We start from the raw sequence: 2,249 nt of genomic DNA, 5'->3' as shown, positions 1-2,249 counted from the left end.
GCGGAGTATCTGGTGAACTCCGATGTGATGCAGATAAAGGTCGCGCAAGGCGCGAAGCCCGGCGAGGGCGGGCAGCTGCCCGGCCACAAGGTCGATGCCACCATTGCCAAGGTCAGGCATTCGACGCCCGGCGTCGGCCTGATCTCGCCGCCGCCGCATCACGACATCTACTCGATCGAGGATCTGGCGCAGCTCATCTACGACCTCAAGAACGTCAACCCGGCGGCTGATGTCTCGGTCAAGCTGGTCTCGGAAGTCGGTGTCGGCACGGTCGCGGCCGGCGTCGCCAAGGCGCGCGCCGATCACATCACCATTTCCGGCTATGACGGCGGCACCGGCGCATCGCCGCTGACCTCGCTCAAGCACGCCGGCAGCCCGTGGGAAATGGGCCTTGCCGAGACGCACCAGACGCTGGTGCTCAACGGCCTCAGGTCGCGCGTCGCGCTGCAGGTCGATGGCGGCCTGCGCACCGGCCGCGACGTCGTCATCGGCGCGCTGCTTGGCGCCGACGAATTCGGCTTCTCGACCGCGCCGCTGATCGCGGCCGGCTGCATCATGATGCGCAAGTGCCATCTCAACACCTGCCCGGTCGGCGTCGCGACGCAGGATCCGGTGTTGCGCAAGCGCTTCAAAGGCACGCCGGAACACGTCATCAACTTCTTCTTCTATGTGGCGGAAGAGGTGCGGGCGCTGCTCGCCGAGATGGGCTACACCCATCTCGACCAGATCATCGGCGACACCGAACTCCTGGAGAAGCGGGCGCTGATCCAGCACTGGAAGGCGCGCGGGCTCGATTTCGGCAAGATGTTCTTCAAGCCGGATGCGCCGCATGAGGCGGTGCACTGGACCGAGCGGCAGAAGCATCCGATCGACGACGTGCTCGACCGCAAGCTGATCGAACTCGCCAAGCCGGCGCTCGAAGCCCGGCAGCCGGTCAGCATCGAGCTGCCGATCCGCAATGTCGACCGTTCGACCGGCGCCATGCTGTCGGGCGAAGTGGCAAAGCGCTTCAGGCACAAGGGCCTGCGCGAGGACACGATCTCGGTGAAGCTCAACGGTACCGCCGGCCAGTCCTTCGGCGCCTTCCTAGCGCGTGGGGTTTCGTTCGAGCTGGTCGGTGCCGCCAACGACTACGTCGGCAAGGGCCTGTCGGGCGGACGCATCGTCATTCGCCCGCCTGAGAACACGAAGATCGTCGCCGCGGAGTCGATCATCGTCGGCAACACGGTGCTCTACGGCGCGACCGAGGGCGAGGCCTATTTCTGCGGCGTCGCCGGCGAGCGTTTTGCGGTTCGCAATTCGGGCGTCGCCGCCGTCGTCGAAGGCGTTGGCGACCATGGCTGCGAGTACATGACCGGCGGCATTGTCGTCGTCATCGGCCAGACCGGCCGCAACTTTGCCGCCGGCATGTCGGGCGGCGTCGCCTATGTGCTCGACGAGGTGGGTGATTTCGCCGAGCGCTGCAACATGGCGATGGTCGAACTGGAACCCGTTCCCGAAGAAGACGACCTGATGGAGAAACTGCTCCATCATGGCGGCGACCTCGATCACAAAGGCCGCGTCGACGTGTCCGGCGACATGACCAGCCATGATGAGGAGCGGCTCTATCAGCTGATCTCGAACCACGTCCATTACACGGGTTCGGTGCGCGGCCGCGAGATCCTCGACAACTGGGCGACTTTCCGGCCGAAATTCCGGAAGATCATGCCGGTCGAATACCGCCGCGCGCTGATCGAAATGGAACGCATGCGCATGGGCGTTGCGGCGGAATAGGCTTTGGGATTTGCCGGGAAGCAAAGCTTCCCGGTCGATGCCTTCATCAACAATCCTGGCCTCGGACTGAAGGTTGCCATGGCTGCCTTATGAGGTTAACGGGTGCGTCGTCGAGCGCGCCATCTGGACAGCAGGGACTGGACTATGGGCAAGGTAACAGGGTTTCTCGAGATCGACCGGCAGGTGCACAAGTACCAGCCGGCTTCCGACCGCATCCGGCATTTTCGCGAGTTCACGCTGCCGATGTCGGACAAGGAGGTCGAGAAACAGGCCGCGCGCTGCATGGATTGCGGCATTCCGTACTGTCACGGGCCGACCGGCTGCCCGGTCCACAACCAAATCCCGGACTGGAACGACCTCGTCTACAATGGCGACTGGGACAATGCGATCCGCAACCTGCATTCGACCAATAATTTCCCGGAATTCACCGGCCGCATCTGTCCGGCACCTTGCGAGGAAGCCTGCACGCTGAACCT

At 64.0% G+C, this 2,249-nt stretch carries 1 protein-coding gene and 1 pseudogene; both read left to right on the top strand.

Annotated features, from left to right (window positions below; translation table 11 throughout):
* A partial coding sequence (locus tag EN781_RS31075; protein ID WP_245492697.1) for a glutamate synthase-related protein occupies positions 1 to 1,773 on the top strand: 1,773 nt, incomplete at its 5' end.
* A 144-nt stretch (positions 1,774 to 1,917) separates the two neighbouring features.
* A pseudogene (gene gltD, locus EN781_RS31070) lies at positions 1,918 to 2,249 on the top strand (glutamate synthase); the annotation flags it as partial.

Origin of the sequence: Mesorhizobium sp. M4A.F.Ca.ET.090.04.2.1 (assembly GCF_003999085.1) — a bacterium.
GTDB lineage: Bacteria > Pseudomonadota > Alphaproteobacteria > Rhizobiales > Rhizobiaceae > Mesorhizobium.
The sequence above is the reverse complement of the archived record's forward strand: the minus strand, read 5'-3'. Positions and strand labels throughout refer to the sequence as shown.